17 protein-coding genes are annotated in these 19076 nt (G+C 52.9%); 8 read left to right on the plus strand and 9 right to left on the minus strand.

Features of this window, described 5'->3' with window-relative positions:
- Positions 1–132 precede the first annotated feature (132 nt).
- From AC2FJF_RS11795 to xylF, 5 genes are all read right to left on the minus strand, one after another.
- The gene (locus tag AC2FJF_RS11795) at positions 133–447 is read right to left on the minus strand and encodes a hypothetical protein (protein ID WP_496725575.1); all 315 of its coding nucleotides are present in this window, start codon (positions 445–447) and stop codon (positions 133–135) included.
- A gap of 593 nt (positions 448–1040) precedes the next feature.
- Entirely contained in the window at positions 1041–2348 is a 1308-nt protein-coding gene (gene xylA / locus AC2FJF_RS11800; RefSeq protein WP_496725576.1) for a xylose isomerase, read from the minus strand.
- An 8-nt stretch (positions 2349–2356) separates the two neighbouring features.
- Positions 2357–3160: an ATP-binding cassette domain-containing protein gene (locus tag AC2FJF_RS11805; RefSeq protein WP_496725765.1), complete on the minus strand. Its 804-nt coding sequence runs from the start codon at positions 3158–3160 to the stop codon at positions 2357–2359.
- Entirely contained in the window at positions 3160–4458 is a 1299-nt protein-coding gene (locus AC2FJF_RS11810) for a sugar ABC transporter permease (protein WP_496725577.1), read from the minus strand. The genes AC2FJF_RS11805 and AC2FJF_RS11810 overlap by 1 nt, the downstream gene beginning before the upstream one ends.
- Positions 4459–4521: 63 nt before the next feature.
- The gene (gene xylF / locus AC2FJF_RS11815) at positions 4522–5541 is read right to left on the minus strand and encodes a D-xylose ABC transporter substrate-binding protein (RefSeq protein WP_496725578.1); all 1020 of its coding nucleotides are present in this window, start codon (positions 5539–5541) and stop codon (positions 4522–4524) included.
- 151 nt (positions 5542–5692) lie between these two features.
- Here xylF and AC2FJF_RS11820 point away from each other — a divergent pair, with 151 nt between their 5' ends.
- Entirely contained in the window at positions 5693–6910 is a 1218-nt protein-coding gene (locus AC2FJF_RS11820) for an ROK family protein (RefSeq protein ID WP_496725579.1), read from the plus strand.
- Positions 6900–8411 (plus strand): CRTAC1 family protein, encoded by a 1512-nt coding sequence (locus AC2FJF_RS11825; RefSeq protein ID WP_496725580.1) that lies wholly within the window; start codon positions 6900–6902, stop codon positions 8409–8411. Before AC2FJF_RS11820 ends, AC2FJF_RS11825 begins: the two co-directional genes overlap by 11 nt.
- Here AC2FJF_RS11825 and AC2FJF_RS11830 read toward each other — a convergent pair whose 3' ends face one another.
- The 4 genes from AC2FJF_RS11830 to AC2FJF_RS11845 form a co-directional block, all read right to left on the minus strand.
- Entirely contained in the window at positions 8412–9713 is a 1302-nt protein-coding gene (locus AC2FJF_RS11830; RefSeq protein WP_496725581.1) for a cytochrome-c peroxidase, read from the minus strand. It abuts the gene before it with no gap.
- Between the two features lies 1 nt (position 9714).
- Positions 9715–10662, minus strand: coding sequence for an aldose epimerase family protein (locus AC2FJF_RS11835; protein WP_496725582.1), 948 nt, complete (start codon positions 10660–10662; stop codon positions 9715–9717).
- Positions 10659–12116, minus strand: coding sequence for a xylulokinase (gene xylB / locus AC2FJF_RS11840; RefSeq protein ID WP_496725583.1), 1458 nt, complete (start codon positions 12114–12116; stop codon positions 10659–10661). The genes AC2FJF_RS11835 and xylB overlap by 4 nt, the downstream gene beginning before the upstream one ends.
- 231 nt (positions 12117–12347) lie before the next feature.
- Positions 12348–13127 carry an MOSC domain-containing protein gene (locus tag AC2FJF_RS11845; protein ID WP_496725584.1) on the minus strand — a complete coding sequence of 260 codons (780 nt, stop codon included), beginning with the start codon at positions 13125–13127 and terminating at the stop codon, positions 12348–12350.
- A 397-nt stretch (positions 13128–13524) separates the two neighbouring features.
- Here AC2FJF_RS11845 and AC2FJF_RS11850 point away from each other — a divergent pair, with 397 nt between their 5' ends.
- The 6 genes from AC2FJF_RS11850 (at position 13525) to AC2FJF_RS11875 (ending at position 19076) form a co-directional block, all read left to right on the plus strand.
- A complete protein-coding gene (locus AC2FJF_RS11850; RefSeq protein ID WP_058276126.1) occupies positions 13525–14844 on the plus strand; it encodes an ABC transporter substrate-binding protein in 1320 nt (439 codons plus the stop codon).
- Positions 14845–14923: 79 nt separating this feature from the next.
- A complete protein-coding gene (locus AC2FJF_RS11855) occupies positions 14924–15871 on the plus strand; it encodes a carbohydrate ABC transporter permease (protein ID WP_496725585.1) in 948 nt (315 codons plus the stop codon).
- Positions 15868–16806 carry a carbohydrate ABC transporter permease gene (locus AC2FJF_RS11860; protein WP_010442361.1) on the plus strand — a complete coding sequence of 313 codons (939 nt, stop codon included), beginning with the start codon at positions 15868–15870 and terminating at the stop codon, positions 16804–16806. The genes AC2FJF_RS11855 and AC2FJF_RS11860 overlap by 4 nt, the downstream gene beginning before the upstream one ends.
- Entirely contained in the window at positions 16803–16991 is a 189-nt protein-coding gene (locus tag AC2FJF_RS11865) for a hypothetical protein (RefSeq protein WP_058274732.1), read from the plus strand. Before AC2FJF_RS11860 ends, AC2FJF_RS11865 begins: the two co-directional genes overlap by 4 nt.
- A 2-nt stretch (positions 16992–16993) precedes the next feature.
- Positions 16994–18091 carry an ABC transporter ATP-binding protein gene (locus AC2FJF_RS11870; protein WP_496725586.1) on the plus strand — a complete coding sequence of 366 codons (1098 nt, stop codon included), beginning with the start codon at positions 16994–16996 and terminating at the stop codon, positions 18089–18091.
- Positions 18084–19076: an ABC transporter ATP-binding protein gene (locus AC2FJF_RS11875; RefSeq protein ID WP_496725587.1), complete on the plus strand. Its 993-nt coding sequence runs from the start codon at positions 18084–18086 to the stop codon at positions 19074–19076. The genes AC2FJF_RS11870 and AC2FJF_RS11875 overlap by 8 nt, the downstream gene beginning before the upstream one ends.

Here is a 19076-nt window from a genome sequence, read left to right on the forward strand (position 1 = left end):
GACGCGTCGAACACTGCTAAGATCCAATGAACACATTACAACCTGATGAGACACTCGTTGGGTTCAAATGCACAACCCAGAATTTGAAGAATATGCGTAGAGACTTTCTCAGAAAACGCTGCGACTAGATCGTTAGATTTCCAATTGTAATGAACAATCAACGGCAGCTTTGTCTGCATAGCTGCTGTCCAAGGCTCCAAAGCACTGCATCTTTGATTTAACGTCCGCTTCCAGTGCATTGCCGCCGTCACTAAGGCCTAGTGCTGCACTAGCAGCGAAGGTCTGCTTGGTGGCCACAATTACTTTTTGAAGTTTGACAGAAGGGTTCGATCGCAAATAGCGGTAAGCCCTCTTTCCCATCACCTTCCTTTCGTGGGCCAGCGGGATTTGGACAAGCCAAACGCCCTTGGCCGTCAGGGTGAGGGCGCGGCTCTCCCCCTCGGGCAACGCTATTAGACAGGAACGTGTCCTCGGCTATGCCTGCGGGCCGCACCACCGCTATCGAATAGCATTGCCTCGCCCCCTCCCGCGTCCGCCACGTGGCAGGTCGGCAGAAACAGGCAGCTTCGCTGTCTGATCTGCAAATCAGCCCAGATTTTCCAAAAGGGGAGCCAGATCAAACGAAACCCTCTGCGGGAGAATTAAAATGGGAATTTTGGGTCAGTTTAAGACGCAGAGGCCAAAATTAATTGATGTCCAACATCGGGGGTGCCTTCCGATGTCGAACGTTCACCCCGTTTCTGGTCCAACTGTGACGGTTGGGTCAGGTTCGTGTGACGTTCAACAGTAAATGTGGAACGTCACTGATATTTGACTCAATCGACGGCCAAAACCTCATTAAATCGGTCAATCACGTCATTCATTTCTGACCCAAACGTCAAGCATTTGTGACCCAAAAAGAATTGCGGCCGTTTGACCAGATCAAGGAAAGGATTTGTCTTTATGGACGGGCTATGAACAAAACCTCCCCTCGCGTCCTCAGAACCGAGGGCGGCTCGGCGTGACTTTTGACAACAGCGGAAAATACCTAAGTTTGGCAGTTAAACAAATCTGTTCAAATAATTCTCTAGTATTTCCTGGCGTCCAGATTGCGGCTCTGGGTCTATTCCGTCACTTAAAACGCGAGCGAAAATTTCATCCAGGCTGCCGCTTAACATGGACTCCGCTTTTGGAGATTTCCAACCGGAATACCGTTGCGAAAGCGCGTTTTCCAAACCTCCATCTTCAATCATTGCAGCCGCTGCTTTCAAACCGCGTGCGCATATGTCCATTCCACCGATATGAGCCGCCACCAGATCGACGGCGTCAATCGATTGTCGGCGAATTTTGGCGTCGAAATTAGTGCCACCGGTGGTAAAACCACCGGCCTTCAAGATGTAATAGTAAGCTAGGGCAACTTCCGGTGTATTGTTCGGGAATTGGTCTGTATCCCATCCAGACTGATAGTCGTTGCGGTTCATATCAATCGAACCCAGCATCCCTTCTGCGGCCGCGACCGCAATTTCATGCTCAAAGCTATGCCCAGCAAGAATCGCATGGCCCTGCTCGAGATTCAGTTTCACTTCGTTCTCCAACCCGTACTTCCTGAGAAATCCGATGCAAGTAGCTGCGTCATAGTCGTATTGGTGCTTGGAAGGCTCCTGAGGTTTCGGTTCTACAAGAATTGTACCTTTGAACCCGATCTTGTGCTTGTACTCTACGACCATGTTTAAAAATCGGCCCATGTGGTCCAGTTCGGTTTTCAGATCCGTGTTCAGCAGGGTCTCATAGCCTTCACGTCCGCCCCAAAGAACATAGTTTTCGCCGCCAAGCTTGTGGGTCGCGTCGATACAGGATTTTACTGTCGCTGCGGCGTATGCAAAAACGTCAGGGTCTGGATTAGTACTGGCGCCGGACATCCAGCGACGATGGCTAAACATATTGGCCGTACCCCAAAGAAGCTTGGTGCCTGAAACCTGCATCTTTTCACCGATGTAATTGGTGATCTCTTCCAAGGCATTGAGGTTTTCAGCAAAGTTGCCTTGCTCGGGACGGATGTCAGCGTCGTGCCAGCAAAAATAGGGTTGACCCAAAAGTTCAAACATCTCGAAAGCGATGTCGGCCTTCATGCGGGCCCGTCCCATGTCGTCCTGCGGATGCCATGGGCGCTCCAGGGTGGGTCCTCCAAAGGGATCCCCCCCTTCCCATGCAAAGGAATGCCACCAGGCCACTGCAAACCTCAGATGGTCTTCCATGCGTTTACCCAAAATCACTTCATCGGGGTTGTAATGCCGGAAGGCCATTGGGTTTTGACTATCCACGCCCTCATATTGGATCCGTTCGATCCCATTGAAAAATCCGCTTGTCATACCTGACCCTATTCTGCTTTTTGCGTTGGCTGTTTGCCGAGAATGATCATCGACAAAAGGTCGTCATCAGTGACGTCTGCGATATCGACCGTGCCAACCAGTTTTCCGTTCTTCATGACCGATGCGCGGTCGCACAGTTCCATGACGGCATGCACGTCATGATCGATCAGGAATATCCCAATGCCTTGCGCCTTTAGCTGGTGGATCAAATCCGCCACCATCTGAGTTTCATGCGGCCCAAGCGCTGCTGTCGGCTCATCCATGATCAAAATACGTGCGTCGAAGTAGACAGCCCGAGCGATCGCCACTGATTGTCTTTGCCCCCCTGACAAGGCGGAAACCGGATCATTGAACTTCTGAAAGTTCGGGTTGAGCTGCGCCATGATTTTTCGGCACTCGGCCTCCATGGCTGCGTCGTTGACCAAACCAAAAGGCGTCGTCATCTCGCGCCCCAGGAACAGGTTTGATGTCGCGTCCAGATTGTCGGCCAACGCGAGCGTCTGATATATCGTTTCGATATTGTTTGCCCGGGCGTCACGGGGATTGCCAATCTCGACCGGCTTGCCATCGATCAGGATCTCGCCGTGGTCCATCTGATAGGCACCGGACAATACCTTGATCAACGTGGACTTTCCGGCCCCGTTATGGCCAAGTAGACCAACGACTTCACCCGGATAGAGATCGACCGACACATGGTCGACGGCCTTGACCCCACCAAAGGAAATCGAGATGTCGCGCATCTCGACCAACGGCGGCGCGCCTGAACCGCGCCCGGTGCCGGAAGGTTTTTTCTGCATATCCTGTGCTTGCATCATTTTGCCCCCAGTCGTTTGCGATAAACGATGTCGATATAGACAGCCAACACGAGGACGCTGCCGACCACGATGTTCTGAAACGGCGCGTCAACGCCAACCATTGCCATGCCCGATTGCAGCGCCTGCATGATCAATGCGCCAAGGATCGCGCCATAGATAGTGCCGATGCCGCCGGACAATGCGGTTCCTCCTATCACTGCAGCGGCGATGACGCGCAGTTCGTCCAGCGTGCCAATGTCGTTTGAGTGGTTTGCCAGACGCGCCGAGGCGACCACAGCAGAAACGGCGCACAGGAAGCCCATAAGCGCAAAAATCTTCACGGTCAGCAGCCGAGTATTGATGCCAGAAAGCTCTGCCGCATCCGGGTTTCCGCCGGTGGCAAAGATGTAGCGTCCAAACCGGGTTTTTCGCGCCACAATTGTCAGCGTGACGGCCACGATAATCAGAATGAGGACAGAAATCGGTATGCCGTATCCTACAACCAGCCCCTCTGGCATTGTCTCGCCGCGCGCTTCGAACATACGTTGCAGCCGGCGCGTCGGAATGGCGTAGCTGTTTACGATGTAAACGTACCCAAGGATAGCAATTGCGATTATCCCGGCCAGAGTGGCCTCGGCCCAAACAGGTTTTACCGGGAAACCATGTGACGCTTTTGCGCGGCGACCACTCCACAACGCCCAGATCGCGATCGCGGTGGCGAACAACCCAAACAGCCAGCTTGTCGACGTGCCCAGTGTTCCGTTGGTCCCGCCAAACATCAGGAATGTACTATCCAGAGGACCAATCGTCTGGCCGCTGGTCAGATACCACGCCACGTTTCTCCACACCAGAAATCCACCAAGCGTGACGATGAAGGCTGGTATCGTCAGATAGCCGACCATCCAGCCATGAAACGCACCAATCAGTGTGCCGACAAACAGGCCAACAACAATTGTGATCGCCCAGGTTGCCGGATTGTTCAAACCCATCCCAAGTATTTGCGGCAAAAGCTCGGTTTGCGTCATAGCCATCACGGCCGAGGTTGTTGCCAGCAGCGCTCCTACCGACAAGTCGATGTGGCGAGTGACGATAATGAACACCATTCCGCACGCCATAATGGCCACTGAAACCGTCTGGATGGAGAGGTTGAACAGGTTCCGAGGCGTCAAGAACCGTCCGTCCGTGAAGATGTTGAACCCGATACACAGGATGACAAATGCGCCGATCATTCCTAAAAGCCGCATATCCAGTTCCAGTTGCTGGAACAGGCTGGGTTTCGCTTTTTCAGGTATCGGCTGAGACGAAGTTTCGGTCATTTCCGATCTTTCATATTCAGCATTTGCCCCAGGCCCAGACTAAGAGGCCTAGGGCTGAGTGATTTAGTTACAAGGGGCAGGTCCGTTTTCAACGCCTTGGCAAAGATCTTCCAGCGGGATCCATCCGGCATCAACAACCACGGACAAGTTGCCCTTAGTGATTGGAACAGGCGCTAGGAAAACCGAGTTCATCTCGGTGCCACCTGGTGATGTCCAGCTAACTGCGCCTTCGACATCAGCAGGACTTGTGCCGCCGCTCAGCGCAACCGCGATTTCGCCCGCCGCCTTGCCAAGCTCACGCGCGTCTTTCCAAACAGATACGGTCTGAGTCCCCAGCGCAACGCGGTTCAACGCTGCGTGGTCGCCGTCCTGACCGGACACTGGAATGCCTTCCATGCCCTGAGCAGTTAGGGCCGCGACTACCCCGCCTGCAGTACCGTCATTTGATGCAACAACCGCATCCACGTTGTTCTCATTCGCGGTCAGGATCTGTTCCATGTTTCGCTGCGCGTTTGCCGGCAACCAGCCATCGGTATAGGCTTCACCAACGATTACGATGTCACCGCTGTCCACTGCTGCTCCGATAATTTCCTGCTGTCCACCCCGCAAGAAATCTGCGTTCGGATCAGTAGGAGAGCCCTTGATCATCACGTAGTTGCCTTTGGGCATGGCCTCAAAGACAGCCCGAGCCTGCATTCTGCCGACTTCCACATTGTCGAAAGTCAGATAGAATGCACGGTCATCCTCAATCAGGCGATCATAAGCAATGACCGGAATACCTTCGTCAGCCGCAGCCTGAACAGCCGGTCCGATTGCTTGCGCGTCTTGGGCCAAAATAATAAGCGCGTCTACACCTTGGGCGATCAGGCTTTCGATGTCCGATAGCTGCTTTGCGGAAGACGATTGCGCGTCCGCCGAGATGTACTCGGCACCCCCTGCTTCAAGCGCCGATTTAATAGCCGCCTCATCCGTTTTCCAACGCTCTTCCTGAAAGTTCGACCAGCTTACGCCAATTACTGGCTCTGCGAATGCGGTCGAAGCCAACAAAGTGGCCACAGCCGAAAAGCTGAGAATTCTCTTCATGATTTCCTCCCATTTGCCGAGCCATCGCATTTCGATTCGCGGCTCTCACAAATTTGAATACCATATTTATTTCAGCCAGTAAAATATTTACTCTACAAGAGGCAGGCAAATTCAAATAGATTGGACCAACAGCAAGATTCGCGAGGACAAGATGCTGAAAAGCAAAGCCTCTCCGGTTTCTTTGGAACAAAGAAATACGACCCGCCTGCGGGTATTGGAGCACATCAGAGCCAAAGGGTCCGTCTCGCGGATCGATATTGCATCCGCCTTGCAAACCAGCCCTGCGACCGTCACCGCTGCCACGGCTGATCTCATCTCGGCCGGGCTAGTCAAAGAGACTGAAAGCCAGGCACAGTCCAAGTCGGGGAAGAGAGGCAGACCCAGAGTATTGCTGCAATTGGACGGCCAGATGTATCTTGTGGCCGGTCTCAAGGTGGCTCGGCAAGTGATCTCGGTTATCTTGGTCGACTTTGAAGGAAACGAAGTCGCATCCCATAAATATGCTTTGGATCACGCCAGGATGTCGCCGCAAGAATTTGTATCGGCGATCCGCGAAGCTCTTGAAGAAACCTGCAATCAGATCGATCGTTCTGTCGCTCATTTGGCAGGTGTTTCTATCGGGGTGGCTGGACTGGTCGATGCAAACAAGAATTTTGTGCACTGGTCTTCTTCGATTACTGAGAGAAACATTGATTTTAGCCACTTGCTTTCAAATGCGCTGCCCTGCCCCGCATTCGTCGACAACGACGCCAATCTTGTCGCCAAGGCCGAACAGCTTTTTGGCTTGGGCAAGGGTTTAAAGAACTTCCTCGTTGTTACGATCGAACACGGTGTTGGCCTTGGCATCGTATTGGACGGCAATCTATACCGTGGAGAACGAGGTTGCGGCGCTGAGTTTGGGCACACCAAAGTTCAACTTGACGGGGCCCTATGCCAATGCGGGCAACGCGGGTGTCTAGAAGCCTATGTGGGCGACTATGCTTTGATCCGCGAGATGACGGTAACTGGTCATACCAACGACATGGACTCCATTTCCGACATTCATGACCGCGCCAACTCGGGTGACGCCAGAGCTTCGTCGGTGCTTGCCCGCGCAGGTCAGATGTTTGGCCTCGGGATTTCCAACCTGATCAATTTGTATGACCCAGAGTGCATTATCGTCTCGGGGGCACAAATGAGCTTCGAGCATTTGTGTTCCAACGAAGTTATGACCCGCATTCAAAGCGGCGTTGTGAATGTCGATGCACCTTTACCCCAGATCAAAGTTCATCACTGGGGTGACATGATGTGGGCCAAGGGGGCGGCAGCCTATGGAATTGAACAAATCTCAATTCTCAAGGTCAAGGAGCTGACGGCGAATGCGTCTTGAGTTTGCGATATTTGCGACTTTGGCCACAGTTGCGAATGCGGACACTGTTATTCCCCAGTTTACAAATGTGGATGTACCAAAACATGTCTATGATGGCGAGTGGGAGCATTTTGTCGGTGGTGGTGTGGCCGTTTTCGATTGCAATGGGGACTCGCTGCCAGAACTCTTTTTGGCTGGCGGTTCAAACCGGTCTCAACTGTTCATCAATACCTCGAACGAACAGATAGCATTTCAGGCAAAGACGCCTGAAGATCTTTCGCTGACTGGTGTGATCGGCGCCTACCCTCTCAACGTTGATAGCGACGGCGTTATGGATCTGGCGATTTTGCGTGTTGGCCCAGACCTGCTTCTTCGGGGCCATTCCGACTGCCAATTCAGCCCTTTCACTGAACTCGGGTTTCAGTCGGAGGATCACTGGACCACAGGGTTCTCGGCAACATGGGAAAGCGGGCAAGCTTTACCGACCTTGGCGTTTGGCACTTATGTTGATCGGTTTGATCCCGAAGGTCCCTTTGAATCCTGCGGCCCAACCCTTTTGTACCGTCCAGAAGGCGACTCGTATCGTGAGCCGCTGCATCTTGAGCCCGGCTACTGCTCACTTTCCATTTTGTTTTCGGACTGGGCCCGAACTGGCCGCGCAGATCTTCGCGTCAGCAACGACCGTCACTACTATGTTCGCGGCGGTCACGAGCAATTGTGGGCGATGGAGCCTGAGCCGCGCCAATACTCGGAAGGCGAAGGCTGGCTTCCATTTTCGATCTGGGGAATGGGGATCGCCTCTCGGGACCTTACAGGAGATGGATTTCCCGAAGTTTATCTGACCTCAATGGGTGATCAGAAACTCCAGATTTTTGACCCAGCGACAAACGGCCCGACCTGGCGCGATGCAACTTACGAAAAGGGTACGACCGCTCATATACCGCATATCGGCGGAGACGGAAGGCCATCCACCGGGTGGCACGCACAATTTGGCGACGTCAATAACGACGGCCGGGACGATATATTCGTGGCCAAGGGAAACGTAGAACAGATGCCCGATGCGGCTCTGAACGACCCCAATAACCTACTACTACAGAACTCCGACGGTCAGTTTATTGAAGCTGCAGCAGATGCCGGTGCTGCCTCGATGGCTAAGTCTCGTGGCGCAGCGCTTGCTGACCTGAACAACGATGGGAAGCTGGATCTGGTGGTCGTCAACCGAGGCACTGAGCTTGAAGTCAGCCAGAACTCTTCTCAGGGTGGCAACTGGCTATTGATTGATGTCACTCAGGATCAATCCAATCAATCAGCAATTGGTGGATTTATTGAAGTCAAAACCTCGCTGGGTGTTCAGACCCGCGAGCTCACAATCGGCGGCGGTCACGCTGGTGGTATCGCTGGGTTTCAGCATTTTGGGCTTGGGAGTGAGGATCAGGTGCAGGTTCGTATGATCTGGCCGGATGGATCGAAAGGCGAGTGGTTGGACTATCAGCCCAACCAAATCATACGTTTTTACCGCTGATTACTTGTCGACCGGTAGCCCGCTTGGAACTTGGTCGGGCACACCTAGCCGCTCTGCCGGGTCTTCAAGGCTTACCAGAAATCTGAGAAGAGCGTCGATTTCCTGATCCGTCAGGCTTACTTTCGGCAAGCCGTTGCTTTGGGCAATCGCACCCAGGTGCTGATTATCCGACATTGCCCTTTCGTCGTCAGAGCCGGGGAAGTCCGGCAAGGTGGCCATCTCGATCAAGTAGTTTCGCAAGGACGCCACCGAGTCCAGATGATGGCGTACTATGTCCTCAAGTTCAGCATAGGCTCCGTTGTGTCCGTATGGCGCAGTCAGGGTCACGTTGCGCAGAGATGGCGTACGAAAATCAAACGCGTGTTCGGAATCGCCGGTTACGCGAAGACGCCCATCGTCCCTGACATGGTTTTCAAATCGCGCCGCCTTTCCCGGACCGATCTGCGGCAGTGCAATCGAATGAAACTTGTGATCGGTCTGAAACCAGCCCGAATGGCAGTTGCTGCACCCAGCTTTTCCGTAGAACAGGCCCATGCCAATTTCGGCCTCTTCTGGCAATTCAGCCTCACCTCGCATCGCGCGATCGAAGAGGCTGTTATCCGCGCGCCACTCGAACGCGATAAAGTCCGCGATTACGTTGGCAATTGCCGTGAACGTAACTCCATCATCCGGCGCTAAGTCCTCAAACCTCTGCTCGTACTCTGGAATGGCCGCAACACGTTCTGCAATCAGATCCCACGCACCACCTTGCTGTGTAAGAAAGCCAAGGCGAACCGACTTGCTCACATCATTCTCAGAATAGTGACCCGCCATTTCGTCTGGCGACAAAACCGGGAACATGGCCTGTGCGGCCAGCGCTGAATTGAAACCAGACCGCATATGAGTACCCAACGGTGTTCTGATACCATCAGGTTGCGTTGGGTCTGCCTCTAGTCGCCCATCATGGAAAAACGTCGTGAACTCAGTAGCTCCGAGGTTCCAAAGCCCTGGTGAGTTTCGAGGAATACGTTGTTCCGGGGTGTTCTCGGGATCCAGCGTTCGCTCTGGACCCAGTCCAATCCCTCCTTCCCCTATTCCAAGGGAAAGACCGTCTGACGTGCCAAGTTTGGGATGATGGCAGGTCGCGCAGCTGATATTCCTGTTGCCGGATAATATTGGGTCATAGAACAGCAACCGCCCCAGCTCGACACTTGCAAAGTCGGGTTCGAGGAACTCCGGCAGAGGACCAAGCGATTGGGCACGCGCACCACCCACCGCTGAGATTGTTGAGCCGATAATCAAGAATAGCGAAACTGCTCTCATGTCATTCCTCAGAAACTTCTAGAATAAGTTCCTGCCGATACGGATACTCCGGAGTATAGATGATTGAAGGAAACGACGAGATATTCGGTGCGTTGGGGTAACCCGATGGCTCGATACACACACCACGCGAAGTGCGCCGCAGTTTTGTCAGCTCATAGCCCGAATACACCTGTGCTCCCGGCTGGTCAGAGTAGACTGTCAACGCAAGGCCAGAAGGTGAAGTGAGTTCCGCCACCGGAGCCTTTGGGCCGCGATCATGATCAAAGCAAAAATAATGATCGATTCCTTCGGGAGCACTGCCAATCGTTTTGGGCGTTGAAAAATCCAACACTTTGTCGGTGGTCGCAAGCACCCTGCCCGACGGGATACCCTGATCGTCGATTTTCAGATACCGATTTGAAGCGAGTCTAAGCTTGTGCCGATCTACGCCTTCCGAGGCGCCCAAAGTGTAGTAGTTATGTTGCGCAATGCTTATCGGCGTCGGCCGGTCAGGTTGTGCAGCTATTGAATATGCCAAGCGTGGACCCAGCAGGCATATCCTGACCTCGAACCTGATCTCACCCGGAAAGCCGCCCTCACCGTCGCGAGAAACATAGCTCAGAAAGACTTCGTTCTGTGCAATCTGTTCGAGTTCCCAAAACTGTTTAGACAGCCCATCGTCCCCGCCATGCAGTGTGTTTTTGCCCTCGTTGGCGTTCAGCTCAAAACTGGCGCCATCCAAGTCAAACGTCGCGCCGCTGATCCGGTTGGCAACACGCCCTACAATTGCGCCCAGGTAACGCGTATCGGTGAGATACTCATTTGGGCCCTCGAACCCAAGGATGAGCGGGACGTCCTTGTACCACCAACCCTGCGTGATTGCCCCATAGTTCAGGACCGAAACACGCATACTTCCATCGGTAAGAATAGCAGTTTCAATCTGATGGGGCTTACCCGTTTCTGGTTTCATCTTACCGCCAGCGGCGCAAGCGCCTCATAGAATTGCTTATATCTCCGGTATTCGTTTTCGTAGGTATCAATTAGATCGCCTCGTGGTTCAATGCGTTCCTGAATTTCCGGCGGTGTCATGACTTGCGCCGGCTCAGCGCCGTTGGCAGCACATATCGCGAGGCGCGCAGCGCCCAAAGCGGCACCGAACTCGCTGCCTTTTGGCAAATCCAGTGGAACTTGCAAAATAGTAGCCAAGGTTTCCAGCCAGAACCGAGATCGTGCTCCTCCCCCTACTGCCATAAGGCTATTTGGCTGGGTTCCGGTGCTCTTCAGTGCTTCTAGGCAATCTCTCATTCCAAAAGAAACACCCTCCATTACAGACTGGGTCAACTCAGTGGGCTCTGACGAGATGTCCACGCCCAAAAACGCGCCTCGAATATGGCTATTGTTATGCGGCGTCCGTTCTCCTGACAGATATGGCAGGAAGGTGATCGCTGCAGGTCCGTTCAGTTTTTCAGGCATAGCTGAAGCGAGTCTTTCCACGGGTTCGCCCAGATTGCGAGCAAGCCAGTTCATGCTGTTCGTTGCTGAAAGCATAACACCCATTTGTATCCATCGATCAGGAACCGCATGACAAAAACAGTGCACTGCTGTTTCCGGATCAGGAGCATAGGCTTCCCGCGCAACAAGCAATACGCCAGACGTTCCGAGTGAGACAAAACCGGTGCCGTCGTTGATGCTCCCGATCCCGCAGGCAGCGGCAGCATTGTCGCCAGCACCTCCAGCCACGACAACCGGATTCGAAAGCCCCCACTCCTGCCTCAATCGGGTCTTCAACTCTCCACCCGGATCACTGCCTTCGACCAAGCGCGGCATCTGCTCGACACGCATGTGACCTATGGCTAGCGCCTTTTCTGACCACTGCCGATTGTCAACGTCCAGCCAGGATGTTCCTGCGCTGTCAGACATGTCTGAAACATATTCGCCAGTCAGCCAAAACCGCAAATAATCTTTCGGCAGCAATACCTTGCCCACCTTTGAGAACACATCCGGCTCATTCGCACGCAACCATTCGAGTTTCGGCGCCGTAAACCCCGGGAATACGATGTTTCCCGATATTGCGCGCATCTCTGGTGTTTGATCTAGTGTCCCCGCTTCGTCGGCTGACCGAGTATCGTTCCAAAGAATACAGGGCCTCAATACTTCGCCATCATGATCCAGTAGTGTAGCGCCGTGCATGTGTCCGCTTAGGCCAACACCTCGCAGTTTTGAGAATGCTTGCTGGTTGCCAATGCGAAGCTTCCCAACAACCTCTTCGCAAGCGTTGGTCCAATCCAAAGGATCCTGCTCAGACCAGCCAGGCTTAGGCGTCGAAGTGGAAATGCTGACTTCGGCATCACCGACAACGTGTCCTGTGTCATCTACCAGAATCCCGCGGAGACCTGACGTTCCCAAATCTAAGCCCAGATACATTGAGCACCACCCGCCTATATATTTTAATGATTAAAATTATTTGAAACAGGGATCTTGTCAAGGCTCCGTCAAAGGAGTGCCCTCCAATCGTATCTGGATCAGAAAGCACGAACGCGACAACCTTCGATACCCAGGATAGCCAAAAGAAAGACAGAGCAAGAGTTGAGTTTAATCGTTTGACCGAATATGGCTCAAACCTCTTAGAAAAACCACTTTGGCAGGAGGCAAGGTTTAAGCGAGTATTTCCCCAGTTTGACCGACCGTTAGCGTTCCACCATTAACCACTTCGACATAAACGCCCATATCCATATGGCCCATCAGTTTCCGAATAAGGTAGGGTATATTCAAGTCGCGCTCGGCCGTTTTCGGGTTCACTTCAGTTGCTGCACACCTTTTCGTACGTGAGAGTATCTTCAACTCGACATAGCCAAATCTTAAAACTGATCCAACTGCATCCAGCTCAGCAAACGAAGGTAAACCGTCTATCTCAATATTCGCTCGGAAGCGCGCCGGGTGGATTTCTGCGTTCAGTTGTTCGCCCAACTTTTTCACGGAGGACAGATTCAAAACAGATATCGCGTTCATCATTTGCGGTGATACGACAGATACATCTGTAAACCTATGAGGAGCAGCGGAGACAAACTTTGGCAGCTCTGGATCTTTTAAATCGATCTCTGAGGAAAGGTACTCTGCCGCATTCTTCCTATCTTCAGACTCTCGCATGTCAAAGCGTCGTTTCTTTCCATTCGCATTGATCTCAAGTGCCTGGGACTCAATTTCAAAACCGGTCTGAATGCCTGCCAGTGCAGCCTCGTTCAACAAAACGACAAAACGATCTTTCGGCAGTGGCATTGGGTTCTGCATGTCGAAACCGGAGTTGTAGCGAGCAAATCCGAACAGGCGATCGCCCGGAATGCCCCCTCCTGCTCGCAGCGCCACAGTTCGCATAGGCTCGGAACTCAAGCCTTTTATTGGGTAGCGGTTCAATCGGACGATGGAGAGATTGTTCATACGTCTGCACCTGACCACAAAGAGTTATGCACGGTCCCGAGTTGTCCACGCTATTTGACGCTATCTCGAGTGCTCAAAGGTATCGACCAAATTATCTTTGAGCGCTTCAGAAGCGGGTTCGCTGAACCTGTTGGCCGCATGACGGCTGCGCCCATTTAAGTCGAATTTAAGTCGATATGACCATACAATACCTCGCTGCCGAAAATGCATGCGCATCAAGTCCAAAGAATAATTTCTTTAGGAATCAATGACTAGGAGACAAAGTTGGCGATCTCTTTCGGGTTTATGAGGTACGAACCTCAAAAATATCTAGACTTGAGGTGCGTACCTCAAATAGCCTTGGAGGTATGCCGCGATTCGCACATCCTCGATTGACGGCGAAAAAAGGGAGGAATGGATGACTTACACAAAACTGGCTTCGGTCAGCGCAATAGTCCTTGCCGCTACTACTCTTTCTACCAAGGCAAATGCTGAAGATCTGACACTATGTTGGGCGGCATGGGACCCGGCCAACGCGCTTGTCGAACTATCAAAGGAATTCGAAGCAGAATCCGGCCACACAATGAATTTCGAATTTGTTCCTTGGCCAAATTTTGCGGACAGGATGCTGAACGAACTGAACTCCGGCGGTAAGCTATGCGACCTGCTGATTGGTGATAGCCAATGGATCGGCGGTGGCGCTGAGAATGGCCACTATGTCCAGCTGAACGACTTCTTCGATGCTGAAAGCATCAGCATGGACGATTTCGCACCTGCAACAGTTTACGCTTATTCGACCTGGCCCAAGGGTACACCAAATTACTACGCGCTTCCTGCGATGGGCGATGCGAATGGTTGGTTCTATCGCAAGGATTGGTTCGAAAACCCTGAAATCCAAGCCGCGTACAAAGAAGCGACTGGTCAGGACCTACGCGAGCCTCAGTCTCAGAAAGAGTTGTTGCAGATCGCACAGTTCTTCCAAGGTCGTGAAATCGACGGCAAGACTGTGTATGGGGCTGCAATCTTTACCGAGCGCGGCTCGGAAGGGATCACCATGGGTGTCACCGGGGCCCTGTATCCGTGGGGTTTCAAATACGAAAACACTCCTGGCTCATATGATATGGAAGGTGCCGTAAACTCACCGGAAGCGGTTGAGGCTCTGGAATTCTACAAAGAGTTCTACAAAACGGCGACGCCTCCGGGATACACGAACTCTTACATGGGTGAGAGCTTGGATGCATTTAAATCCGGTCAGGTCGCCATGGCTATGAACTGGTTCGCGTTCTTCCCGGGTCTCTATGCCGATCCCAATACCGGTGGTGACAAGATCGACTTCTTCGTGAACCCACCACAAAATCAGGCAGGCTCGACACTGGGCGGACAAGGTATTTCTGTTGTCAGCTACTCTGATAAACAGGACGCCGCGCTTGAGTACATAAAGTGGTTCGCGCAGCCGGAAGTTCAGGCCAAATGGTGGGAACTTGGCGGTTACTCGGCACATAACTCGGTGCTTGAAGATCCTGGTTTCGTGGACAGCCAACCGTTTGCCGGTGATTTCCTAGAAGCAATGGGTGGAGTTCAGGATTTCTGGCAGGAGCCTGCCTATGCGGAACTCCTGCTGGCAATGCAGAAACGCATCCACGACTACGTGGTTGCCGACCAAGGCACAGCTCAAGAAGCGCTTGATCTTTTGATCGAAGATTGGACGGAAGTCTTCGAAGACGAAGGCAAGCTGTAACCCGGACGCAGGCAGGAGCGGGCGCGAACCCGCTCCACCTTCTCCCGTGAGTCGTAAACCAACAAGAACTGGCAAAGAGATGTCTGACAGGACCGTAGATCGCGTTGCGCAGGCAACGCCCAAGCGAGTTGCGCGAAAAATCAGGGGCTTATCCGACCGCGCGATCGCCTGGATATTCATCTCCCCAACGATATTTCTACTGCTGGCGATCAATATCTTCCCGTTGATCTGGACCATTCAGCTGAGCTTTACCAACTACAAGGCCAACCGGATTGGGCGTGAAGTCAAAGATGTTGGGCTCAGGAATTACGAGCGTATCCTGACCGACTCAGACACCTGGCTGAACATGCAAGCGACGGCGCATTTCCTGTTTTGGACAATCTTTTTTCAGGTGTTAATCGGGTTCACGCTAGCTTGGTTGATCAACAAGAAATTCAAGGGCAACGATCTTTGGACTACGATTATCGTATTGCCGATGATGTTGTCACCTGCAGTCGTCGGAAACTTCTGGAAGTTCCTGTATCAGCCTCAAATCGGCCTGTTCAACTACATCGTGTCGTGGTTCACCGGCAAAGAACCCTCGAGCTTTGAGATGCTTGGCTCAGTGACCCTAGCCCCGTGGGCGATCGTTATCGTTGACACCTGGATGTGGACGCCCTTCGTGATGCTGATCTGTCTGGCCGGGCTGCGCAGCATTCCCGACTATATTTACGAAGCTGCCGAGATCGACCGGGCCAGCAAGCTGCGGCAGTTCTTCACGATTACTATCCCGATGGTGCTGCCATTTCTGATGCTCGCGGTGCTGTTTCGTGGGATCGAAAACTTTAAGATGTTCGACTTAGTGGTTCAGCTCACTGGTGGAGGACCGGGTTCTGTAACGGAACTCACCTCAATCAATCTCAAGCGGGAGGCGTTTGAGAAGTGGCGTACGGGCTATGCCTCGGCCTATGCGATCATCCTTTTCGTCACCGTGTTCGGCCTTGCGTCGATCTACGTAAAAGCCCTGAACAAGGTGAAACAGAGATGAGCAGCTTTTCCGTCACCGAACCCTCGAACCGGTCCAAGTGGATCGCGGGCTTCTTGGTCATCACTTATGCGCTGATCACGATGATCCCACTTGTTTGGATTTTGCTGACTGGCTTCAAGTCCCCGGCCGATGCGATCAGCTACCCGCCCAAAGTGGTCTTTGACCCAACGCTTGAAGGCTATGTCAACCTTTTCACCACACGCACGCGACAAACGCAGGAGTTTCTGGAAGCCAACCCACCGCAGAATTGGGCCGATGAGATCGTACGCCAATACGACATGGTGATCGTTGGACCATCCAAGTTCGGTGAGCGCTTTATGAACTCAGTCATCATCGGGTTTGGATCAACGTTCCTGAGTATTTTTCTTGGCACTTTGGCGGCCTATGCCTTCAGTAGGTTCAAGGTCCCGCTTAAAGACGACCTTCTGTTCTTCATCCTCAGTACAAGAATGATGCCCCCGGTTGCTGTCGCCATCCCAATCTTCCTGATGTTCAGAAATCTTGGGCTCAGCGATACGCACTTGGGAATGATCCTGCTGTACACGGGCGTGAACATCTCTCTGGCAGTGTGGTTGCTGAAAGGATTCATAGATGAAATCCCCAGAGAGTACGAAGAAGCTGCTCTGATCGACGGCTACACACGGTTTCAGGCTTTCTACAAAGTGGTGCTGCCGCAAGCCGCCACCGGGATTGCCTCAACGGCGATTTTCTGCCTCATCTTTGCATGGAATGAATATGCATTTGCCGTACTGCTTACCTCAGCAAATGCGCAGACCGCGCCGCCCTTCATCCCAACCATTATCGGTATCGGCGGTCTGGACTGGCCTGCTGTGGCGGCTGGAGCAACGATCTTCCTGATCCCGGTTATGATTTTCACCATCCTGATGCGCAAACACCTGCTGCGTGGGATCACATTCGGAGCCGTACGCAAATGAGCGAGTTTCTTACCGGATTGATGCGGCTTCGCCGCGGCCCATGGGAAATGGTCGCAACCATCCTTATCGCACTGGGTGTCTTCATGCTGATGCAGCCCTTTGTCCTTTGGGCTTTCACCTACTCTTTCATCGTAACGCTGATCGGAACCGTTATGTTCATCATCGTCAGCCACTTCCCGGAGTAGAAATGGCCCAGATCATAGTCAAAAACGTAAAAAAGATGTTCGGCGATTTCACGGCTGTACGCGAAAGCTCGTTCACGATTGAGGATGGTGAGTTCTTCATGCTGCTGGGGCCATCCGGTTGCGGAAAGACGACGACTCTGCGGATGATCGCAGGTTTGGAACTTCCAACGTCGGGTGAAATCTACCTTGACGGTGAAGAAATCAGCCAGCGGCCACCCTCAGAGCGAGACATTGCCTTCGTGTTCCAGATGTTCGCGCTGTACCCGCATATGAACGTGCGTAAGAATATCAGCTATCCGTTGATTTCGCAGGGGATGCCACGTGCCGCGGTCAAAGCCAAGATAAAAGAAGTCGCCGGAATTCTGGGGATAACAGACATTCTTGACAACCCCGTCGGAGGGCTTTCGGGAGGAGATAGACAACGGGTTGCGCTCGGGCGCGCGATTGTTCGTGACCCCAAGGCATTCATGATGGACGAACCTCTTGGTGCACTTGATGCAGAGTTTCGTGAACACATGGCCGAAGAACTGCGCGCGCTTCATGACCGTATGGGTGCGACCACTGTTTACGTTACACATGACCAGTTGGAAGCCATGCAAATGGGCGACAAAATCGTAGTGATGAACAATGCTGTGATCGAGCAATTCGGCACGCCTCAGGAGATTTACGACAAACCCGCTACGATGTTTGTAGCTAACTTTATCGGGTCTCCTTCGATGAACTTCTTGCCATTTCAGGGAAAGGTCGAACCTGGCACTGAAATGGTTGGCCTGAACGGGCATGACGAACCTGTTCCCAAACTGATGGAAGGGGCTGAAGGTGACTTGGTTTTTGGTGTCCGCCCCGAGCATGTTTTTCTATCGGATGCAAGCGCCTACCGGGCCAAGGTCCTGGCCGCAGAATATTTGGGAACCACCCAGATAGTGACATTGCAAAGCCCGAACGGTGAGCTGAAAGCCCGAATTGATGCACGCGAAGTCGTTAGCCCTGGCGAGACCGTGGGATTGGAGTTCCGCTCACCCGCAGTAACCCTTTTTGAAAAATCTACCGGACGCGCGTTGAGGTCCGCTCTGAACGACGAGGTGCTGAGCAATGGCTGAAATCGTTTTGGAGAGTATCTCAAAATCATTCGGCAATCTTAAAGCGGTGGATGATATCTCAATGACGATCCCCAACGGTGCCTTTGTGGTGCTGTTGGGCCCGACCGGCGCGGGAAAAACAACAACACTGAGATTGATATCCGGACTTGAGAAACTGGATTCAGGAACAGTGCGCATTGGCGGGCGTGACGTTGGAATAGATACACCCGCCCAGCGCGATGTGGCGATGGTCTTCCAGCAATACTCGCTGTACCCGCATATGACAGTGCGTGAAAACCTGTCTTTCCCTTTGCGTTCTCCGATCCTGAAGACGCCAGAGGATGAGATCGCGAGGAAGGTCAACGAAGTCGCCGAAATCCTCCAGATCCCACACAAGCTGGACAACAAAGCCACCGAACTGTCCGGCGGCGAAATGCAGCGGGTGTCAATCGGGCGGGCGCTAGTGCGTGACCCCCAGATATTTCTGATGGATGAACCCCTCAGTTCTTTGGACGCCAAGCTGCGGGCGGATTTGCGGGTCGAATTGAAAAGAATTCAGGCAGATCTGGGATCGACCTTGCTCTACGTGACCCATGATCAGGTCGAAGCGATGACAATGGCGACCCATATCGGCGTTTTGGAAAACGGCAAGTTGGTTCAATACGGGACACCCCGGGACATTTATGAAGACCCCGGCAGTGTATATGTCGCCAGCCGGTTGGGTCTGCCACGGATCAACATCCTGCCGTCCGAGTTGTTCAGAGGCGACCACAAAGGCCCGCAGATTGGTCTTCGCCCAGAAAACATCATCGAAGGCGAAGGCAGCGAAGCGCGTGTGATACGTGCCGAACACCTGGGGGATCAAACACGACTGCACCTGGACTTAAACGGTCACACGGTTGTGACCTTGATTGATGTCCATCAGGACTATCCATCTGGAAAACTTATAAAAATCCGCCCACACAACCCATTGTATTTTGACGCGTCCGGCGCGCGAGTGAATTAA

Source organism: Ruegeria sp. CDSB013, assembly GCF_059611165.1.